Raw genomic sequence first — 19,025 nt, forward strand, 5'->3', positions numbered from 1 at the left:
CGGCCGCGCCCGGAGCCGGGATCGTGGCGAGTGAGAGGTCCGGTCGCCGTACAGAAAGAGAGGTCTGATGGCCGAGAGCGTCTACGTCCTCGGGGACGAGGACCGCAGGAAGTTCGCCAGGCTGGTGGCGGCGGCGTGGGAGGACGACGAGCTGCGCGGCCGCTACGAGGCCGAGCCCAGGGCCCTGCTGAGCCAGTACGGCATCGCCTACCCCGAAGGGGTGCCCACTCCCCCGCTGCCGCCCAAGCCGGAGGGCGAGTTCGACATCGCCGACCTGGAGTCCGCGGCCGGCTCCACGGTGGGCACGATCTCCACGCAGAGCTGCGTCCCCATCACGATCGGCTGCGATCCCGGCATGTGCGCGGAGTCGCTGACGTACCCGCCGGGCGGCGCGCAGTGAGCGGGCCGGTGATCGAGGTCTCGGGGCTGCGCCGGCGCTACGGGGACTTCGTCGCCGTGGACGGCGTCTCCTTCGACGTGGGTGAGGGGGAGGTGTTCGCCCTGCTCGGCACGAACGGGGCGGGCAAGACCACCACGATCGAGATCCTGGAGGGCTATCTGCGTCCGTCGGAGGGCACGGCGCGGGTCTTCGGCCAGGACCCGGCGGGGCGCGCCGCCCCGCGCGCCAGGATGGGCCTGGTGCTGCAGGAGTCCGGGCTGTTCGGCGACCTGTCGGCGGCCGAGACGGTGGCCGCGTGGCGCAGGTTCACCTCCGGCGCCCGGCCGGTGGCCGAGGCGCTGGAGCTGGTGGGGCTGTCCGGCCAGGCCGGGACGCGGGTCAAGCGGATGTCCGGCGGCGAGCGGCGCAAGCTCGACATCGCGCTGGCCACGCTGGGCCGCCCCGACCTGCTGTTCCTCGACGAGCCGACCACGGGGCTGGACGCCGGGTCCCGGCGCAGGGTGCGCGACCTGGTCAGGGACCTCGCGGCGGACGGCATGACGGTGCTGCTCACCACGCACTACCTGGAGGAGGCCCAGGAGCTGGCCGGGCGGGTGGCCATCATGGACCGGGGCCGGATCGTCACCCAGGGCACGATGTCCGAGGTGCTGGGCCGGGGCTCGGGCCGGGTCGCCTTCGAGCTGCCCGACGGGCTGCCTGACGGGCTGCCTGACGGGCTGCCTGACGGGCTGCCTGACGGGGCCTCGCCCGAGGGCCTGCCGGTTGGCGAGCGGGACACGCTCACCGTGACCGGGCGGCGATGCGTGATCCTGACCGCCGAGCCGGAGTCGGTGGCGCACGCGGTGCTCGGGTGGGCGCAGGCGCGCGGCCTCCGGCTCAGCGGCCTGGACGTGCGCCAGGCCACGCTCGAGGAGGTCTTCCTCGACATCGCGGACCACACCCCGGACCACACCCCGGACCACACCCCGGACCACACCCCGGGCGACGCCGCCGACGACACCGCGAGCCGCACCGCCGGCGCGCATGGGCAGGAGGCCAGGAGATGACCGCCCGCACCCTCCCGGCGCCAGGGCAGGAGGCCGGGACGTGACCGCCTACACCCTCGCGCACTTCCGGCTGACCCAGACGCTGTTCTGGCGGACGCCGATCGCGGTCGGCGCCGCGCTGTTCTTCCCCGTCCTGTTCGGCGGGCTGATGCCGCTGATGGTGCCGGGCGGGAGCAGGAGCGGGGCGCCGGTGGCGGTCTCCATCATGACCGGCGTGATCGTGATGGGCATCGCCACGCTGGGCTTCATGACGCTGGTGGAGTCCTTCGTCATGCGGCGGCAACTGCTGATACTCAAGCGGCTGCGCGGCACGGAGCTGCCCGACCTGGCCATCTTCGGCGGGGAGATCCTCACCGTGCTCTCGGTCGGCCTGCTGCAACTGGCGCTGATCGTGGGCCTGGCCAGGGCCGCGCACGGCATCACGCTGCCGGCCAACCCCGCCCTGCTGGTGGTCACGGTGCTCCTCGGGATCGCGGTGTTCGCCGCGATGGCCGTCGCGGTGAGCGGCCGGGTGCCCGCGCAGGGCGCCACGGTCGTGGTGAGCCTGCCGTTCCTGCTGCTCGCCATCGGGCTGTCCGGGTTCGCCTACCCCGTGGCGGCGTTCCCCGAATGGCTGCGTACCGTCTCGTCCTTCCTGCCCTTCGGGCGGATCGCCGAGGGGGTCAGCACCGCCTACCTGGGGCGGGACTACGTGGGGCACACGGGTCCTGGCCTGCCTGCCAGGGTCGGGGTCCTGGAGGGCTTCGTGGTCATGTGGCCGGGGTGGCTCGTGCTGGCCGCCTGGCTCGTCCTGGCACTGCTCGCCGCGAAGAGGTGGTTCAAGTGGGAGCCTCGCAGAGGCTGAGGGGTGTCGGGCCGGGCACCGTGCGGCTGGCCCGGGTCACGGCCGGGGTCTTCCTCGTCGGCATGGCGGCCTTCGCGGCCGTGCCGCTGGCCGCGGCGCTCGGCGCGTACCCCGCGGGCAGGGCCGCGACGGCGGTCGTCCTCGTGATCGGCCTCACCGGCTGCTACCTGTGGCTGGCGGTGCGGGCCGTGCTCGACCTGGGCTCCCGGTGGGACCTCGCGGTGCTGGGCGGCATGTGCGCGCTGACCCTCGCCGTGCCGTACGCGGCCGGTCCGACCTGGCTGAGCGTCGGGTTCATGCTGCCTCTGGTGTTCGCGGTCACGCTGCGGGGGTGGTGGGCGGCGGCGGGCTTCTTCGCCTCGCTGGCCGCCGGCCTGGCCCTGTCGATTCCGCAGGACCTGGACTGGGCGCTCTTCGGCTCGCTGCAGAACCTGCTCACGGCCGGCGCGCTCGCGGGCCTGACCATCTTCGCGACCCTGCTCGCCGAGTTGCAGCGGGCCCGCGAGGAGGCCGCCAAGCTGGCCGTCACCGAGGAGCGGCTCAGGTTCGCCCGCGAGCTGCACGACGTTCTGGGGCACAACCTCTCGGTCATCGCCATGCGGACCGAGCTGGGCGCGCGCATCCCGCCCGAGGAGATCGGGCGGCTGCGCCGCGAGCTGACCGAGATCCACGACATCGCGCGGCGCTCGCTGCACGACGTGCGGGCGGTGGTCAAGGGCTACCGCGAGATGTCGCTGGAGCGGGAGCTGAGCGGGGTGCGCCGGGTGCTGGAGACGGCGGGCGTACGGTGCGACTTCGCCGAGCTGCCGGCCACGCTGTCCCCGCAGGTGCGCGTGGCGCTGGCCTGGGCGGTGCGCGAGGCGGCCACCAACCTGCTGCGCCACAGCGACGCCACCGTCTGCCTGCTCGGCGTGGAGCCCCGGGGTGACCGGGTCACGGTGACGGTCGCCAACGACGGCGTACGCCCGTCCGGCGGCCCTTCCGGGAACGGCGGCCCGGGGAACGGCGCTGCCGGAAGCGGCGCCTCCGGGGACGGCGGCGCTTCCCGCGAGAGCGAGCCGGCCGTGGGCGGGAGCGGCCTGGCCGGGCTGGACGAGCGGCTCGCGCAGGTGGGCGGAAGCTGTGCCCGGCACACCGAGGACGGCTGGTTCACGCTGTCGATGGACGTTCCCGGCCGTCAGCCGGCGGCCGCACTCACCTCTGCTACAGGAGACCGGACATGATCAAAGTTCTGATCGCGGAGGACCACGACCTCATCAGGGGAGCGCTGATCGCCCTGCTGTCGGAGGAGCGGGACATCCGCGTGGTCGAGGAGGTGTCCAGGGGCGACGAGATCGTGCCCGCCGTCGTCGGCTGCCGGCCGGACGTGGCCCTGCTGGACATCGGGCTGCCGGGCATCGACGGCCTGGAGGCGGCCGGCCTGATCAGGGAGCTGGAGCAGCCGCCGCCGGTGCTGATCCTCACCAGCGTCGGCACGCCCGGCAACTTCGAGCGGGCGATGGCGGCGGGGGTGCGCGGGTTCCTGGTCAAGGACGCGCCCGCGCACCGGCTCACCGACGCCATCCGGGTGGTGGCCAGGGGCGAGCGGTACATCGACCTCGACGTGGCCGCCGACGGGGGCGAGCCGGAGATCGACCACAACCCGCTGACCGCGCGGGAGGTCGCCGTGCTGTCGGCCGTCGCGGCCGGCCGGCGCGGCAGCGACCTGCAGAGCACCCTGGGCCTGTCGGTCCACACCATCAGGAACTACCTGGCCGCCGCGCGCCTGAAGACGGGCGCCCGTACCGACGAGGAGGCCGTGCGCATCGCGTCGGCCGGCGGCTGGCTGGACGACGGGGCGGCTTCTGGCGGCCGGCCGGACGACGGGCAGGCCGCCGGCGGTTGATTCGGAGGCCAGGTAGGCGTCACGATCAGTACGAAATCACGACGCACCCCGACCCGCGGGAGCCCGCCTGTGGTCCAGGACAGCGAAGCACAGGTCCGGTGGCTGACCACGGCCGTCCTCGCGGCCACCGGGGCGCTGTGGGGGCTCACCCCGCTCGCCTTCCTGCTCATCGGCGACCCCGGCCGGGCCCTCCTGGCGGTCGTGCTGCTCGGCGGCCTGCTCGTGGTGTACGCCAGGATCGTCGCCCGGCACATCACGGGAACGAGCCAGGGCCCCCACCGGGCGCGTACCTTCCTGCTGTTCGCCGTCGTCATCTACGGCGCGATGCCGCTCCAGGGCTCGGTCTGGGTCTACACGCCGCTCATCGTCGCCACCGCCGGGCTGCTCCTGCTGCCCTTCCGGTACGGCGTCGCCGTGCTGCTGGCCGTGGCCGCCGCCGAGTACCCGCTGACGGTCGCGGCGTGGGACCCGGTGGCCCTGCCCGCCGCGCAGCGGAGCGCCGGCGTGCTGGTCGCCTCGGTGGTCGCCGCCGGCATCGTGCACTACGCGCGGTTCGTGCGCGAGCTGCGCGAGCTGCGGGTCGCGCTCGCCGAGATGGCCCTGGACCAGGACCGGCTGCGCCTGGCAGGACAGGTGCACGACCTGCTCGGCCAGACGCTGACCTCGATCGCCCTGAAGACGGAGCTGGCCCTGGCCCTGGTCGGCCTGGACAGGCGGCGGGCCGCCGCCGAGGTGGAGGCGACGGTCGCCATCGCCCGCGAGGCCCGCGCGGAGATCGGCGACGTGGTGGAGGCCAGGCGCTCCCTCCATCTCGGCGCGGAGCTGTCGGCGGCCGTCGCGCTGATCGAGCTCAGCGGCGCGCGCTGCGACCTGCGCCTGGGCGTCAAGGAGATCGACAAGGAGACCGGCGACGCGCTCGGCTGGATGGTGCGCGAGGCGGCCACGAACATCGTCAGGCACAGCGACGCCCGCCACTGCCTGATCGAGCTGGAGGAGGCGGGCGGGCGCGTGCGGCTGCTGGTCCGCAACGACGGCGTCCGCCGTGACGCGGGCGGCCGTCCCGGCTCCGGCCTGGCCGGGCTGCGCCGGCGGGTGGAGCGGCTGGGCGGCTCCCTGGAGGCGGGCCGCACGGGCGAGGACGGGTTCGAGGTGCGGGTGCGGGTGCCCGCCGTACACGATCGGGAGAGTGGTTACCGGTGATTCGCGTCCTGCTGGCAGAGGACCACGGCGTCGTCAGGGGTGCCCTGACGGCCCTGCTGAACCTGACGGGCGACATCGAGGTGGTGGCGGACACCGACCGCGGCGACCGGGTCGTCCCGCACGCCCTGGCCAGCGCGCCGGACGTGGCCGTCATCGACATCGAGATGCCGGGCGTGGACGGCGTCGAGGCCACCCGCCGCCTCCGGCAGGCCATGCCGGCCTGCCGCGTGCTCATCCTCACCGGCCTGGCCAGCACCACGCTGCTGCGGCGGGCGATGGAGGCGGGCGCGAGCGGCTTCCTGCTCAAGGACTCCCCCACCGACCGGCTGGCCGAGAGCATCCGCCGGGTAGCCGCCGGCGAGTGCATGATCGACGCCTCCCTGGCCCTGGCCGCGATGAGCGCCACCACGACCCCGCTCACCGACCGGGAGGCGGCGGTGCTGGGCCTGGTCGGCTCGGGCGCCACCACCGGGGAGATCGCCGCCGAGCTGCACCTGTCGGCGGCGACGGTCCGCAACTACATCTCCAGCGTCATCACCAAGACCGGCGCCCGCAACAGAACCGACGCCGTCCGCATCGCCGTCGAGTCCGGCTGGATAGAGGGCCTCCGCCACACCTGACCCGGCGCCTGCCGCCGTGCGACCCCGGCGGGCGGCGTGGGTGAAGGTCCTCGGGCGGGTGGCGGTCAGTTCGGGCGGGCCGGGACGGGGGGTGGTCTGCGGGGTGGGGGGAGGACGGCGCGGACGGAGGGGAGGGCGAGGCAGACGGCGCCGGCCAGGACGCACGTCACGGACGAGAGCAGGATCACCGAGGTCGCCGACATGCCTTCGAGAAGCAGGCCGCCGAACGCCGCGCCCGACGGGGAGGCGATGACGAGCAGGGCCTTGCGGGCGCCGAAGACGGCTCCGTGGCTGGAGGCCGGCACGCGCCGCTGCACCACGCTGACCTCGGTGGCGACGTAGGGGGCCCAGACGAAGCCGGCCACGAAGAGGATCAGCATGGCCGCGGGAAGCGTGTCGACCAGGATGAGCGGGAACAGCAGGACGCCCCAGAGGATGGCGCCCATGGCGTTGACGACGCCGGGGCGCCGGCGCGCCAGGAACGGGACGGTGACCAGGCCGGCGAGGGCGCCCGCGCCGATCGCCGACCACAGCAGGCCGTACCCCACGGCGCCCGCCGCCAGGAAGTCGCGCGAGTACAGCGGCAGCGCCGGCTCCAGCGGCCCGTACGCCAGGAAGTACACGAACGTGAGCAGGACGAGCGCCCGCACGGCCGGGTCGCTGAGCAGGGGGCGGAAGCCGAACCAGCCGGCGGGGCCGCCGGAGGGCGCCTGCCCGGCGCCGTGCGGCCGGGGCGCGTGGGCGCGTACCCCGCGCATGAGCAGCACGGCCAGCAGGCAGGCGGCGGCCGACAGCAGCAGGGACCACGGCCCCGCCAGCGCCACGAAGGCGCCGCCGAGCGCGGGCCCGATGAGGTACGGGAACTGGTCGCCCATGGACATCAGCCCGTTGGCGGAGGGCAGGTCGGACTCGTCGACCACCCTCGGGATGAGCGTGCGCCCGCCCACGTCGGCCAGCGGGTAGGCGGCTCCGATGACGGTGGCGAGCACCAGGATGACGGGCAGGCTCAGCAGGTCGTACACGAACAGGACGGGAAAGGCCACCAGGCACAGGGCCCGGATCAGGTAGCTGTAAATCACGAGCCGTACGGCGTTGCCGCGGTCGAGGCGGGGCCCGCACAGCGGGGCCGAGATCACCGCGGGCAGCCGGTTGCAGAGCACCAGGAACCCCATCGCGGCCGGGGAGCCGGTGCTCTCGAACACCAGCCAGATGAGGGCGATGAGCGCGAACTGGTCGGCCGTGCCGGAGAGCAGGGTGCTCAGCGTGATGCGCCGCAGCCCAGGGGACTTGGCCAGAACCGATCCGCGCCACCAACCCGTCATGTCGTCGTCATCCTCACGCCTGATCGTCGCCACGGATCGCCGCCGCGATCCCCTCCACGGTCGGCCGCTCCACCAGGACGGCCAGTGGCAGGTCGGGCGCCGCGTGCTTGCGCAGCTTGTTCAGCAGCCGCACGGCCTGCAGCGAGTTGCCGCCGAGTGCGAAGAAGTCGCCGTCGGCGGGCACCTCGTCCAGGCCGAGGACTTCGGCGAACATCCCGGCCACCACACCCTCTTCCGTCCCCGGCCCGCCTGTGCCGTCCGGCACCCGCTCGGGCCCGCGCTCTGGTGCGGGCTCCGGCTTCCTGGGCCCGGACTCGCGGCCGGGCGGCGGAAGAGCGGCCTTGTCCACCTTCCCGGTCGGCCCCAGGGGAATCCTGTCGAGCGGGACGACGAGGGAAGGGACCAGGTAGTCGGGCAGACGCTCGGCGAGAATCGCCCTGATCCGCTCCGGGCTCCGGGCGCCGGCCGGCGTCGGACGCTGGCCGCCGTCAGGGTCCGGGTTCCGGGCGGTGGTGGGCTCCGGGTGCTGGGCGGTGGTGGGCTCCGGGTCCCGGGGGGTGGTAGCTTCCGGGTGCTGGGCGGTGGTGACGACGTAGGCGACCAGGCGGGCGTCCGCGCCCTCCCCGATCGTGACGACGGCCGCGCGCCCCACGCCTTCGACCGCCAGGACCGCCCGTTCGACCTCGCCCGGCTCCACCCGGAAACCGCGCACCTTGACCTGGTCGTCGACGCGGTCCAGGAACTCCAGCGCGCCGTCCGGGCGGCGGCGAACGAGGTCGCCGGTGCGGTACATGCGTCCCGTGCCGGACGGCTCGGGAACGAACCGCTCACGGGTGAGGTCCGGCCGGTTCAGGTAGCCCAGCGCCAGGCCGGCTCCCGCGACGTACAGCTCACCCGGGTCGCCGTCGGGGACCGGGCGGCCGTCCTGGTCCAGGAGGTACAGCCGGGTGTTGGCCAGCGGATGGCCGATGGGCACGTTCGCGTCGGCGTCCTCGGGCCGGCAGTCCCAGTGGGTGGCGTCGATGGAGTATTCCGTCGGGCCGTACATGTTGTGCAGGCCGGCGCCGGTCGCGCGGAAGAAGCGCCGCACGAGCGCCGGCGGCAGAGGCTCGCCGCCGCAGAAGACCTCCCGCAGCCCCGGGCAGCCGCCGAGGCCGGGCTCCTCGTCCAGCAGCGCCTGCAACAACGACGGCACGAGCGCCAGGCACGTGACGCCCTCCTCCCGCATGAGGTCCACCAGATACCGCGGGTCGTCGCGGTAGCTCGGGTCGGCCACGACGACCCTGGCCCCGGTGCTGAGCGGCGTGAAGATCTCCCAGAGGGAGATGTCGAAGCTCAGCGACGTGTGCAGCAGCACGGCGTCGTCCGGGCCGGTGGGGTAGACGGCGCCCTCCCACAGGATGCGGTTGACGATCCCGCGGTGCGGCACGACGACGCCCTTGGGCCGCCCGGTCGATCCGGAGGTGTAGATGACGTACGCGGCGTCCTCCGCGCCCGCCACGTCCACGCCCGCCACGTCCACGCCGGCCCCGCCAGCGCCCGCCCCGCCAGCGCCCGCCACGTCCACGCCCGCCACGTCCGCGTGCGGCTCGGGGGCGGCTGCGGCGAGCAGGTGGCCCGCGTCGACGGTCCGGGCCGCCCCGAGGCCGGGCGGTTCCAGCTCGGACTGGACGACGACACGCGGCGCGCAGTCCTCGACGATCAGCCGCAGCCGCTCCTCGGGATAGGCGGGGTCCAGGGGCACGTACGCGCACCCCCGCTTCAGGATGCCGAGGATCACGGCCACGGCCGTGGCGGAGCGCTCCACGGCCATCCCCACCAGGTCCCCCGCCCGCACCCCGTGCTCGCGCAGCCCGGCGGCGATCCGCCCGGCCCGCTCGTCGAGCTCCGCGTACGTCCAGGCGGCGTCCGGCCCGCTCACCGCGACGGCGTCCGGGGTTCGCGCCGCCTGCCGTTCCACCAGGCCGTGCAGCGTCACGGTACGCGGGTCGAGCAGCACGCCGCCGGAGGCAACGGTGCTTGTCATCGGGATTCGCCCCTTCCATATGCCGGTCCATCTGCCTGCGGCTCGATCCGGAGCCGCGACGGTGATCCGTGCCGCACGGCGAACGCCAGCGCCCTGCGGTGCAGGTCCTCGGGCCGTTCGGACACGAGCAGGCCGTCGGCGCCGTGCAGATGCAGCGATTCCGCGCTCGCCTCCAGGGCCAGGTCGGCGCAGGCGGCGAGCAGCTCCGACGCATGCCGCAGCGGCTCCGCCGTGTCCGGGAGCCGGCCCGCCACCGCTTCACCGAGCCGGGCGAACGCCTCCAGGCGCGCGGCCAGCGCCGCGAGCCGGAAGGCGACCGCCTGGTTGTCGCCGATGGCCCGGCCGAACTGCCGGCGGTGTTTCACCCGGTCGACGGCCGCGTCCACCGACGCCCTGGCGATGCCCCAGAGGTAGCCGGCCGTGCCGCAGCGGGCCCGCGCGGTGGCCAGGCCACAGCAGGCGCAGCCGGGACGGTCGCACAGCACGCGGCCGGCCGCGCCGGTGGCGTCGACGACGTGGTGCTCCTCCCGCAGCAGGGAGCGCCGGCGGTGGCAGCTCACCTCCGCCCGCTCGAAGAGCACCAGGGCGGGCCCGGGGGCGAGGAACCAGGAGGCGGCGCCCGCGCCCACGACGAAGTCCCAGCACCGGCCTTTGCCGCCGGCGTTGTCGCCGGCGGGGTCGGCGTCGGGGGCGGCGTCGTGGGCGGAGGCGGCGGTGTCGGCGGCGTCGGCGTTGGCGGCGTTGGCGGCGGTGTCGGCGGGCAGCAGCGCGGTGCTCTGCGCGTCGAGCGGCACGCCGTGGACGGCGAGCAGCCCGGCCGTCAGGCGCCGCTCCACCGTCGCGTACGCGTCGCCGGCCAGACCGGCCCGCACCGCGAGCCGGTACGCGTCACCGTCGTCGAAACCCGTGACGCCCGCCGGCAGCCTTTCCCGGTCCATGACGCCCCTGCCGGGCCCGTGACCCTCGCCGCCGAAACCCGTGACGCTCATGACGTCCCTCCCAGTCCCAGGCCGGAGGCGACGATGTGCAGCATCACCTCGGAGGTCCCGGCCGACAGGCGTAGGCCGGGCGCCTCGCGCAACATCCCGGCGACGACGCCGTCCCGGGCCGCGCCCGGCTCCCCGCGCTCCAGCAGCGCGCACGTGCCGTCGGCCTCCAGGCAGAGCCGGGCGGCCTTGGCGCCCAGCTCCGCGTTGAACCATTTCGACATGGCGGCCTCCTCGGCCGACAGCTCACCCTCGACCTGCCGCTCCAGCAGCCCCCAGGCGAGCAGCCGGCCAGCCGCCGCCTGCGTGCGCAGATCGGCGAGCCGGTCGGCCAGCTCTGCCCGGCCGGGGGCGGCCGTCCTGATCCGCTCGCCCGCGATGTCCAGCCACCGTCGCGCCTTGGCGTTGTAGTCGACGCCGGTCCGCTCGATCGCCAGCCCGGCGGAGAGCATGAACCACCCTCCGCCGACGGGGCCGAGCACGTCGCGGTCCTCGACGAACACCCCGTCGAAGGCGACCTCGTAGAAGGGCTCGGCGTTGAAGGTCTCCAGCGGCGTGACGCGCACGCCGTCGTCCCTCATCCCGACGACGAACAGGGTGATCCCCGCCTCCGCCCGCCCGGTCTCCGCGGTGCGGGCGGCGACGATGCCGTGGTCCGCCGACCGGGTCTTGACGCTGGGGCGTTTGACCCCGGTGATCCTCCACCCGCCGGCCACCCGCTCCGCCCTGGTGCGCAGTGACGCCAGGTCGGAACCGGCCTCCGGCTCGCTGTAGAGCAGGACCATCGTGGCGGTGCCGGCCGCCAGGGAGGGCAGGTGCCGCGCCTTCTGCCCGGCGTCGGCCGCCAGCATGAGCAGCGCGCCGGCGTTCTTGACGGCGTTGACGAAGACGGTGTCGGGGATGTCGTGACGGGCCAGCTCCTCCTGGAGGATCGCCTGGTAGGTGACCGGCCCGTCCAGCCCGCCGTACTGACGCGGCCAGTCCGGCGCCAGCATGCCCTCCGCGCCCAGCAGGCGGTAGGTGAGTCTGGGGTGCCCGTCCTCCTCGGGGGCGGCCGCCAGCGCGGCGCACTCCGCCCTGACCTCCTGCCGCCCGAGCAGGGCGGCGACGTCGTCGCGGAAGCGCCGCTCGTCAGATGTGAGCATGGGTTCCATGGCAGTCCCTCGTGTACGCGCGCAGCCGCTGCCCCGTGTACCGGGCGATCGCCCCGGCGTGCGGCGGCTCCATCAGCTGGTAGTGGTCGGCGGGCAGGCGGCGGACGGTCAGCCGTCCCGTGGTGTGGGCCCGCCACCGCTCCGGGTCGGGCAGGTCGGCGCCGCTGAACAGGACGATGTCGCCGGGCAGCGGGCCGGCCGGGCGGTAGTCCCGCTGGGCGTAGGCGTGCGTCCGGAAGATCGACAGGTGGACGTCCCGCTCCGCCTCCGTGATGTCCGGCAAGCCCGTGCCGGTGGCCCGCTCGACGTACGTGCGGAACTGCGCCGCGCTGCTCTCGTCGTCCTCGTCCAGGCTGCCCGGCGGCGCGGTGTCGATGAGGATCAGCGGGCCCGTCCACCCGCCCTCCGCCGCCAGGCGCCGGGCCATCTCGAAGGCGACCGTCCCGCCGAACGACCAGCCGCCCAGCAGCGCGGGCCGCCCGTCCAGCTCCGCCAGGAAGTGCTCGGCCGTGCTCTCGACGCCGGTCAGCCACGGCCCGCCCTCCAGCATCGGCGACTGGAAGGCCGTGACGGCCACATCGGGGGCCAGCTCCCGGGCCAGCTCCCGGTAGCACAGGACCGACCCGCCGGCCGGGTGCACCAGGGTCAGCTCCGCCCGGGAGCCGGGCGGGGCGCTCAGCGTGACCCGGCAGCGATGCCCGGCCTCGCCGTCACGTCCCTCGCCGTGCCCCTCGTTGTCGAGTCCCTCGGTGACGTGCCGGGCGAGCGCGCGGATCGTGGGGGCGGCGAGGAAGTCCCGCAGCGGGACCCGCGTGCCGTGGCGTTCGCGCACCCAGGCGATCAGCCGCGCCGCGCCGAGGGAGTGGCCCCCGAGCACGAAGTAGTCGTCGTCGATGCCGACCTCCGCCAGCCCGAGCGTCTCCCGCCAGTGATCGGCCAGCTCGCGCTCCTGCCCAGTGCGCGGCTCGGCGGGCGCGCCGGCCAGGTTCCGCTCGGCGCGGGGCGCGGGCAGGGCGTCACGGTCGAGCTTGCCGTTCTGGTTCATCGGCAGGGCGGGCACGGGGACGAAGGCGGCCGGGATCATGTACGGCGGCAGGCTGCGGGCGAGGAACGCCCCGAGCTCGTCGCGGTGCGGCACGCGGCCGTTGGCCGGGACGACGTACGAGCACAGGCTCTCGCCGTCCCTGGCCACCACCGCCGCGTCCCGCACCGACGGGTGCGACCGGAGCGCGCCCTCGATCTCCCCGGGCTCGACCCGGAACCCGCGCACCTTGACCTGGTCGTCCATCCGGCCCAGATACTCCAGGTCGCCGTCCGCCCTCGCCCTGACCAGGTCGCCGCTGCGGTAGCACCGCTCGCCGCCGCCCGGCGGGTACCGGATGAACCGCTCGGCCGTCAGCTCCGCCCTGTTCAGGTAGCCCCGGGCGACGCACTCCCCGCCGATGAGCAGCTCCCCGGGCACGCCCACCGGTACCGGGCGCAGCCGCTGGTCGACGACGTAGGTGCGCGCGTCGGGGAGGCCGGTGCCCAGCAGGCTGCCGCCCGCCCGCGCGTCGGCGGCCGTCAGGACGCGCCGGGTCACGTAGACGGTGGTCTCCGTCGGGCCGTACAGGTTGACCAGGACGGGCTCCCGGTCGCCGTGGCGCGCGAACCAGTCCCGCAGCCGGGAGAAGTCGAGCGCCTCGCCGGCCAGGAGCACGTATCTCAGCCGCAGCGGCCGGTGGGACGGCGCGGCGGCGTCGGCGCGGTCGAGCCCGGCGAAGGCGGTCGGCGTCTGGCAGAGCACGGTGACGCCCTGCTCCGCGAGGAACTCGCGCAGCTCCTCCGGCGAGCGCGCCACCGGGTCGGGCACCATGACGAGCCGGGCGCCGTGCGACCACGCCCCCCACATCTCCCAGACCGACACGTCGAAGGCGTAGGAGTGGAACTGCGCCCAGACGTCGCTCTCGCGGAGGTCGAACAGCGGCCCGGCGGCGTGCAGCAGGGCCGTCACGTTCCGGTGCGCGACCAGCGTGCCCTTCGGCCGTCCCGTCGATCCGGAGGTGTAGATGACGTAGGCCAGATCGTCCGGCCGGGTCTCCACGCCGGGCGGGGCCGCCGCTCCTGCGGCGGCTTCGGGGTCGCCGCGGACGCCGGGCGGGGCCGCCGCCGCGCCGGCGGCTTCGAGGTCCCAGCGGTCGAGGTCCACCAGGGTCGCGCCGGACGGCCGTACCAGGTGGGACAGCGCGCCCTCGCCGATGACCACCGGCGACCGCGCGTCCTCGAGGATCGTGGCGATGCGCGCGGCGGGGGCCGCGGGGTCGAGCGGGACGTAGGCGGCGCCGGCCTTCAGCGTCGCCAGCACGGCCACGGCGACCCGGACGGAGCGGTGCAGGCAGATCCCCACGAGGCTGCCCCGGCCCGCCCCCAGCTCGCGGAGCCGGTGCGCGAGCGCGTTCGCCCGCGCGTCGAGCTCGGCGTAGGTGAGCGTGTGCCGCGGGTCGGAGACGGCGGGCCGGTCGGGCCGTTCGCGCGCCCGCCGCTCGAAGATCCGGTGCAGCGGCTCCGGGTCCGCGCACGGCCGGACGTGGGCGTTGCGCCCGTGGATCGCCTGCCACTGCTCCTCGTCGTTCAGCATGGGCAGCCGGCCGATCGGGCAGTCGGGCAGGGCCAGCGCGCCGGTCAGGAGCGTGGCGAAGTGGCGCAGCAGGCGTTCGATCGTGGCCCGCTCGAACAGCTCGGAGCTGTACTCGGCCGTGACGGTGAGGCTCCCCCCGTCCTCGTGCCCGTCCTCGTGCCCGTCCTCGTGCCCGTCCTCGTGCCCGTCCTCGTGCCCGTCCTCGTGCCCGCCCTCGCGTCGCTCCCCCCGTGCGTCCTCACGCCGGTCCTCGCGGCCGTCCTCGCCGAACGTGACGGTGAGGTCGTTGCGCGCGGCCCGGGTGCGCTCGGGCAGCAGGGTCACCCGCAGCCCGTCCAGTTCCGGCGGCACGTCGATCTCCGCGCCGGAGTTGACCGCGATCTGGAACAGCGGCGCCCGGCTCAGGTCGCGGGCCGGGTTGACCGCCTGCACGACGTGGCTGAACGGCAACTCCTGGTGGGCCAGCCCGTCCAGCAGGACGCCGCGCACGCGGCGCACGAGCGTGCTGAAGGCGGGGTCGTCGCTCACGTCCACGCGCAGCGCCAGCATGTTCACCAGCAGGCCCACCGTGTCCTCGAACCGCTCCGGCGTGCGGTTGGCGGCCGCCAGCCCGAAGGTGAGGTCGTCCCGGCCGCTGTACCTGTTGAGCACGGCGACGAAACAGGCGACCTGCACCATGAAGGGCGTGCATCCCTGGGCGGCGGCCAGCCTCCTGACCGCCGCGGCGGTCCCGGCGTTCAGGCGGTGCCTGACGTGCTCTCCCCGGTGGAGCACGTGGCCGGGACGGAGCCGGTCCCGGGGCACCTCCGCCGCGACGGAGCCGTGGAGCCGGCGCTTCCAGTGCTCGGTCAGCTCCGCCAGCCGGTCCCCGGTCAGGGCGTCGCGCTGCCAGCCGACGTAGTCGGCGTATCTGCCCGGCGCCCCCAGGCGGGCGGGCCGGGCGGACCGCCGGGCGTTGTAGAGGGCGGCGAGGTCGTCGCCGAGCGTCCTCAGGGACCAGCCGTCGACGATGATGTGGTGGAACGCGACGATCAGCACGTGGTCGTCCGCCGCCAGGCGCAGCAGCCGGGCCCGCACCAGCGGCCCGCGCCGCAGGTCGAAGAGCGTCGCGGCCAGGTCCGTCCCGGCCGCCGAGATCCGCCGCTCCCGCTCCGGCCGCTCCAGCGCGGTGAGGTCGGTGACCGTGAGGGGCATCCGCGGCTCGCCGGTCACGGCCTGCCGGGGGCCGTCCGCGGTGTCGGTGAAGGTGGTGCGCAGCGTGTCGTGCCGGGCCACCAGGTCGTCGAGCGCGCCCCGCAGCGCGGCCTCGTCGAGCCCGCCGCTCAGCCGCAGGCCCCAGGTCATGGTGTACGTGGGGGTGCCGGGGTTCAGGTTCTCCAGGTACCAGAGCTGTTCCTGCTGGCACGAGAGCGGCAGCAGGTCCCGCCGGACGTGGGAGGTCATGTGATGGGTTCCTTGCTCGTGCTCGTGCTCGTGCAGGGAGGTCATGTGACGGACTCCTTGCTCGTCCTCGTGCCTGTGCTCGCGCTCGTACCTGTGCTCGTGCCTGTGCTCGTGCTCGCGCCGTTGCCGCCACCGTCGGCGGGCGGGGTGGTCCACCGGTCTACGTGCCGCGCCAGACAGGCGGCCAGCTCCGCCCCGGCGGTGTGGGTGCCGTCTTCGGCGCCGAAACCCGGTCCGAGCCGGAGCCGTACGTCCAGCCCGCCTCTGTCGCGCTCCATCTCCAGCTCGATCTCGTACTGGGTCGCCTTCGTGGGCGGCTGGACCGGCACGGCCGAGACGCCTTCGAGGTTCGGGCGCGGGGTTTCGCCGGGAGCGATGTTGAGGCAGGCGTCCCAGGGCAGCCGTCCCGGGCTTCCCGCCGCGGCGGCTATCTCACCGATCGGCAGCTCCTGGTGCGCGTACGCGCCGACCAGGGCCCGGCGGACCCTGCCGAGCAGGACGTCGCGGTCCGGCCCGCCCGCGAGGGAGACGCGTACGGGCACGACGTTGACGAAGCAGCCGATGAGGCGCTCGGTCTCGGGGAGGTCGCGTCCCGCCATCGGGATCGCCACGACCACGTCCGTCCGCCCGGTGTGCTCGTGCAGCGCGGCGGCGAAGGCGGCCAGCAGCGCCGTCGGCAGGGTGTGCCCGCCGGCGCGCAGGCGCGTCATGAGGGCGGCCAGCCGGTCGGGACCGATGCGCAGGTCCCAGCGCGGCACCACGGCTTGGGACGCCCCGCGCCGGGCCGGACCCGGCACCTCGGGCAGCCCGGCCAGCGTCGTCCGCCAGTACGCGAGCAGCCGGTCGTGCGCGGCGGCGTCCCGCTCGGTGTCCAGGCGCCTTCTCGTGGCCTCGCCGAAGCCGCAGGGCAGCTCGGGCAGCTCGGGCGCCGTGCCCGCCGCCAGGGCCCGGTAGCAGCGGCCGAGCTCGTCGAAGAACACCTGGAGCGAGATGTCGTCGCAGATCAGATGGTGAAAGGCCACGGCGAAGAACCATCGGGACGCGCCCGTCCGGCTCAGCGCCACGCGGACAAGCGGCCCTCGCTCGACATCGAACGGCCGCCCGGCCAGCTCGGCGAGCAACCGGACGGAGTCGCCGGACAGCCGGGCGGGATCACCGGGCAGCCGCGAGTAGTCGCCGGGCGGCCGGGCCGGGTCGCCGGGGTGCGTCCAGGCGATCCGCGGCTCCGGGTGGACCTCCTGGACGGGTTCGCCGTCCAGGAGCGGGAAGCTGGTGCGCAGCGCGTCATGCCGTGCGACCAGGTGCTCCACGGAGGCGCGCAGGGCGGCTTCGTCGAGCGCTCCGGAGAGTTCGAAGGCCCTGACGATGGTGTAGGCGTCCGAATCGGGGTCGAGCTGGGTGTCGAACCAGATGCCGCGCTGCGAGGGCGCGAGCGGGACCGGCCCGCCCGGTTCCGGGTTCTTCTCGTGCGAGGGCCGGTGCGTGCGTTGCTCGGCCAGGCGGGTCAGGCCCTGGATGGTGGGGGTGTCGAAGACGTCCTGCACGGTGAGGTCGAGACCGTCGCGGCGCAGCCGGCCGGTGACGAAGGCGGCGCTCAGGGAGTCCGCGCCCTCGGTGAAGAGGTCGGCGTCCGCTGCGGGCACGTGGCCGAGCGCCTGGCGCCACAACTCCGTGATCCGCCGCCGGACCGGTGGGACGTCTCCTCCGGCAGCACGTTCCGCAGCCCGGCCGGCGCCCGCCGCAAGGTCGCCGGTCGCCGTGGGGTCGGCGTCCGCGACGGGCGTGAGGGCCTCAGCGGGCAGGGTGTCCGCAGCCGGCAGGGTGTCCGCTGCGGGCACGTCCTCGGTGGGGAGGCGGCGGCGGTCGATCTTGCCGTTGCGCGACAGCGGCACCCGGTCGAGGGGGACGCAGCGCGACGGGACCATGTAGTGGGGCAGCCGCTCCCGTACGTGCCGCAGAACGTCCGCCGGGTCGAAGCGTCCTCCCGGCCGGGGCGCGCAGTAAGCCACCAGCGCCTGCCGGCCCTCCGGCATGGGCCGCAGGGCGACCGCCGCCTCGGCGACCTCCGGGTGGCCGCGCAGGACCTCCTCGACGGCCTCGGCCTCCACCCGGTACCCGCGGACCTGGAGCTGGCCGTCACGGCGGCCGAGGAGCACCAGCTCGCCGTCCGGCGTGAGCCGCCCGAGGTCGCCGGTGCGGTACAGCCGCCGGTCCCGGTGGGCGGGGTGCGGCAGGTAGGCGGCGCGGGTGGCCTCCGGGTTGCCGAGGTAGCCCGAGGTCAGCGCCTCTCCCCCGACGAACACCTCGCCCACCTCGCCCGGGGAGACCTCCCGCAGGCCGGAGTCCAGCAGCAGCAGCTCCGTCCCCGCCGGAGGCCGCCCCACGGTGACCACCTCCTCCTCCCCCGTGACGTCGCCGAACGTGACCGGGGCCTCCGTGGTGGCGTACAGGTTGGTGAAGCGGGCGGCGGGAAGGGCGGCCCGCGCCTGGCGCAGCAGCCCGGCGGAGACGGGTTCGCCGCTGAGGAACCACCGCCGCACCCCGCCCAGCTCCGCCGCCGGGTCTTCGGCCAGCGTCAGCAGCGAGCGCAGCAGCGACGGCGTGACCAGCATCCGGGTCACCCCGTGCCTCTTCAGCTCGGGCAGGAGCCGCACCGGGTCGCGCCGGCTGCCGCGCCGGGGGACGACCACCGGTGTTCCCTCCAGCAGCGAGCCGAAGATCTGCCGCACCGAGTCCGACGAGGTGAGCGCCGCGCTGAGGCAGGCGCGCTCGCCGGGGGCCGGCGGGTAGGCCCGCCAGATCTGGGCCAGCCGGGCGAGGCAGGCCCGGTGGGTGGTGACGACGCCCTTCGGCCGGCCGCTGCTGCCGGCGGTGAAGACGACGTACATCATCGCCTCGGCGTCGGCGGGCACGGGCCAGGACGGCCGCTCGCCGCCCGCCCCCGGCGCCGGCACGCACAGCCAGCGCCGATCGTCACCCGCGCCCGCGGACAGGCCGTCGCCCGCGTCCGTGGACAGCATGACGGTGGGCCGGGCGTCGGCCACGACGGCGTCGAGCCACGCGGCGGGGGTGCCGGGCTCCACGGCCACGTACGCGGCGCCGGTGCGGAGCACGGCCAGGATCGCGATCACCGCCTCCGGCGTGGGCTCCGCCTTCAGCAGCACCACGCGGCCGGGGCCGGCCCCCCGCTCCCGCAGGAAGACCGCCAGTTCCCCGGCCCGCGTGCTCAGCTCGGAGAAGGTGAGGATCCGGTCGCCGGTGATGAGCGCGGGGGCGCCCGGCCGGCGGCGGGCCGCCTCCTCGAACAGGCCGGACACTCCCGTGCTCCGGCCGGGTGTCGGGCCCGGCCCGGGGGCGGTCGCCGGGCCGGGAGCGGTCGCCGGGCCGGGGGCGGTCGCCGGGCCGGGGGCGGTCGCCGGGCCGGGGGCGGTCGCCGGGCCGGGGGCGGTCGCCGGGCCGGGGGCAGGGGAGATGGCGTCCAT

General features: G+C 75.2%; 13 protein-coding genes. 7 read left to right on the forward strand and 6 right to left on the reverse strand.

Annotation, left to right across the window (positions count from 1 at the left end):
- The first annotated feature begins 67 nt into the window (after positions 1-67).
- The 7 genes from IO39_RS15185 to IO39_RS15215 all read left to right on the forward strand — a co-directional run bounded on the left by IO39_RS15185 (position 68) and on the right by IO39_RS15215 (position 5,995).
- Positions 68-400: a hypothetical protein gene (locus IO39_RS15185; RefSeq protein WP_043622406.1), complete on the forward strand. Its 333-nt coding sequence runs from the start codon at positions 68-70 to the stop codon at positions 398-400.
- Between the two features lie 8 nt (positions 401-408).
- The gene (locus IO39_RS15190) at positions 409-1,446 is read left to right on the forward strand and encodes an ABC transporter ATP-binding protein (RefSeq protein WP_063765278.1); all 1,038 of its coding nucleotides are present in this window, start codon (positions 409-411) and stop codon (positions 1,444-1,446) included.
- Between the two features lie 40 nt (positions 1,447-1,486).
- Positions 1,487-2,290, forward strand: a complete 804-nt coding sequence (locus tag IO39_RS15195; protein WP_043622408.1) for an ABC transporter permease — start codon at positions 1,487-1,489, stop codon at positions 2,288-2,290.
- Entirely contained in the window at positions 2,269-3,513 is a 1,245-nt protein-coding gene (locus tag IO39_RS15200; protein ID WP_052422918.1) for a sensor histidine kinase, read from the forward strand. The genes IO39_RS15195 and IO39_RS15200 overlap by 22 nt, the downstream gene beginning before the upstream one ends.
- Positions 3,510-4,175 (forward strand): response regulator transcription factor, encoded by a 666-nt coding sequence (locus tag IO39_RS15205; RefSeq protein ID WP_052422919.1) that lies wholly within the window; start codon positions 3,510-3,512, stop codon positions 4,173-4,175. The genes IO39_RS15200 and IO39_RS15205 overlap by 4 nt, the downstream gene beginning before the upstream one ends.
- Before the next feature lie 69 nt (positions 4,176-4,244).
- Positions 4,245-5,375 (forward strand): sensor histidine kinase, encoded by a 1,131-nt coding sequence (locus tag IO39_RS50635; protein ID WP_052422920.1) that lies wholly within the window; start codon positions 4,245-4,247, stop codon positions 5,373-5,375.
- Positions 5,372-5,995 (forward strand): response regulator transcription factor, encoded by a 624-nt coding sequence (locus tag IO39_RS15215; RefSeq protein ID WP_043622411.1) that lies wholly within the window; start codon positions 5,372-5,374, stop codon positions 5,993-5,995. The genes IO39_RS50635 and IO39_RS15215 overlap by 4 nt, the downstream gene beginning before the upstream one ends.
- A 65-nt stretch (positions 5,996-6,060) precedes the next feature.
- On the opposite strand, the gene IO39_RS15220 is transcribed toward IO39_RS15215, so the two are convergent.
- The 6 genes from IO39_RS15220 to IO39_RS15245 are packed head-to-tail and all read right to left on the reverse strand — an operon-like array spanning position 6,061 to position 19,025.
- Positions 6,061-7,317, reverse strand: a complete 1,257-nt coding sequence (locus tag IO39_RS15220; protein ID WP_157548353.1) for an MFS transporter — start codon at positions 7,315-7,317, stop codon at positions 6,061-6,063.
- 13 nt (positions 7,318-7,330) lie between these two features.
- Positions 7,331-9,343, reverse strand: a complete 2,013-nt coding sequence (locus IO39_RS15225; protein ID WP_084772894.1) for a non-ribosomal peptide synthetase — start codon at positions 9,341-9,343, stop codon at positions 7,331-7,333.
- Positions 9,340-10,332 carry an acyl-CoA dehydrogenase family protein gene (locus IO39_RS58885; RefSeq protein WP_052422922.1) on the reverse strand — a complete coding sequence of 331 codons (993 nt, stop codon included), beginning with the start codon at positions 10,330-10,332 and terminating at the stop codon, positions 9,340-9,342. The genes IO39_RS15225 and IO39_RS58885 overlap by 4 nt, the downstream gene beginning before the upstream one ends.
- Complete coding sequence (locus tag IO39_RS15235) at positions 10,329-11,474, reverse strand: acyl-CoA dehydrogenase family protein (RefSeq protein WP_052422923.1); 1,146 nt, start codon at positions 11,472-11,474, stop codon at positions 10,329-10,331. The genes IO39_RS58885 and IO39_RS15235 overlap by 4 nt, the downstream gene beginning before the upstream one ends.
- A complete protein-coding gene (locus tag IO39_RS15240) occupies positions 11,461-15,588 on the reverse strand; it encodes a non-ribosomal peptide synthetase (protein WP_052422924.1) in 4,128 nt (1,375 codons plus the stop codon). The genes IO39_RS15235 and IO39_RS15240 overlap by 14 nt, the downstream gene beginning before the upstream one ends.
- Complete coding sequence (locus tag IO39_RS15245) at positions 15,585-19,025, reverse strand: AMP-binding protein (RefSeq protein WP_043622418.1); 3,441 nt, start codon at positions 19,023-19,025, stop codon at positions 15,585-15,587. Before IO39_RS15245 ends, IO39_RS15240 begins: the two co-directional genes overlap by 4 nt.

Origin of the sequence: Nonomuraea candida, assembly GCF_000725485.1 — a bacterium.
Lineage (GTDB): Bacteria > Actinomycetota > Actinomycetes > Streptosporangiales > Streptosporangiaceae > Nonomuraea > Nonomuraea candida.

Excerpts from the sequence above, each read along its gene's own strand:
- IO39_RS15185 (WP_043622406.1), top strand. The coding sequence starts at position 68 with ATGGCCGAGAGCGTCTACGTCCTCGGGGACGAGGACCGCAGGAAGTTC.
- IO39_RS15205 (WP_052422919.1), top strand. The coding sequence starts at position 3,510 with ATGATCAAAGTTCTGATCGCGGAGGACCACGACCTCATCAGGGGAGCG.
- IO39_RS15220 (WP_157548353.1), bottom strand. The coding sequence starts at position 7,317 with ATGACGGGTTGGTGGCGCGGATCGGTTCTGGCCAAGTCCCCTGGGCTG.
- IO39_RS15225 (WP_084772894.1), bottom strand. The coding sequence starts at position 9,343 with ATGACAAGCACCGTTGCCTCCGGCGGCGTGCTGCTCGACCCGCGTACC.
- IO39_RS58885 (WP_052422922.1), bottom strand. The coding sequence starts at position 10,332 with ATGAGCGTCACGGGTTTCGGCGGCGAGGGTCACGGGCCCGGCAGGGGC.
- IO39_RS15235 (WP_052422923.1), bottom strand. The coding sequence starts at position 11,474 with ATGCTCACATCTGACGAGCGGCGCTTCCGCGACGACGTCGCCGCCCTG.
- IO39_RS15240 (WP_052422924.1), bottom strand. The coding sequence starts at position 15,588 with ATGACCTCCCTGCACGAGCACGAGCACGAGCAAGGAACCCATCACATG.
- IO39_RS15245 (WP_043622418.1), bottom strand. The coding sequence starts at position 19,025 with ATGGACGCCATCTCCCCTGCCCCCGGCCCGGCGACCGCCCCCGGCCCG.